Origin of the sequence: Streptomyces sp. NRRL WC-3618 (assembly GCF_001280005.1) — a bacterium.
Classification (GTDB): Bacteria; Actinomycetota; Actinomycetes; order Streptomycetales; family Streptomycetaceae; genus Streptomyces.
Window position 1 is genome coordinate 1 of the sequence record NZ_LGDW01000247.1, and the last position, 1,087, is coordinate 1,087.

Sequence of the window (1,087 nt, forward strand, 5' to 3'; positions counted from 1 at the left end):
AGATCGCCGTGAGAGTCCCCGCGAACCTGAAAGCCGCGCAAAGAGTCGACTTCACGGATCGCGCCCCGCTCGGGCCCGGGTACGCCGTACGGTCGCTTCCACGGATGGCGACCGGGCGGTGACGCCGGGTCAGGCATGGGAAGGGATCCGAGGATGGTCAATGAGAAATTTTCATCGTGATTTCGCAGGTCACGGGGTTGGCGTGGGTCGGGAATGACGTACTAGCGCAGGCCGGGAGCATGATCGCTTGACGGAGATCGTCCGTCACCTCTGCACTTCGGTGTTCGCGAGGACGAGCAGAGCCCGCAGGAGAATGGTCGCGTGGCGGGCGTGCATGCGGACCTTGGTCAGAAAGCGCCAGGACTTGAGGTTGGCGAAGCCGTGCTCGACGGCGGCTCGTTCGCGGCTGAGCAGGCGGTTCGCTTCCTTCTCCGCGGCGGTGAGTTGGTGGTTCCGGGTGGCCTTGCGGCCGGTGATGATCACCGGGTGTCGTCGGGATCGTCGTCCAGGCCGACGAAGCCGAGGTCGGCCAGCGCCCCGAGCCCGGCCGCCCGAAGCTGTTCGGTGATTTTGTTGTGCCGGGCGGTGGTGATCTCGCTGGAGCGGCCGGGTTTGGCCGCGGAGATCCAGATCAGGTTGCCCTTCACGTCGGTCAGGGCGAGGAACAGCAGGCCGTGGGCCTTGTGTTTGCCTGAGAAGTTCTTCCGGTTCTCCGTCCCCGTGCGGCGGCGGGTGCGCACGAGGGTGCCGTCCAGCAGGACCACGACACCGCCGCTGCGGGCGATCTTCTGCAGCGCGCGGTCCAGTCGCGCTGCCGGTGGTGCGGCACGCCGCGTCTGTCGGGGGCACGTCCCGTCACCGCCGGATTGGTGACAGCTCCGGCCGAAGCCAGCCACCAGCTTTCCTCTGCGCGGGCCCCAGCGGTGCGTCTCAGCACCAGACGGAGAACGTGTCGACCGGCATGGGCATCCACTTGCTGCCGTTGGCGCAATGCCGTTGCTTGAGAGGTGCACGTAGTTCCTCTCCAGGCGCGGTGACCGTCCGGGTGCTGGTTCGTTGACACGACATGCATCCATGGATCGGGTTA

General features: G+C 66.6%; 2 protein-coding genes. Both read right to left on the reverse strand.

Translation table 11 applies throughout. The features are described 5' to 3' along the window. Nucleotides 1–264: 264 nt before the first annotated feature. Entirely contained in the window at nt 265–483 is a 219-nt protein-coding gene (locus tag ADL01_RS47280) for a transposase family protein (protein WP_053743655.1), read from the reverse strand. Continuing rightward, nucleotides 480–896 (reverse strand): transposase family protein, encoded by a 417-nt coding sequence (locus ADL01_RS47285; RefSeq protein WP_053743656.1) that lies wholly within the window; start codon nt 894–896, stop codon nt 480–482. The genes ADL01_RS47280 and ADL01_RS47285 overlap by 4 nt, the downstream gene beginning before the upstream one ends. Between the last annotated feature and the right edge of the window lie 191 nt (nt 897–1,087).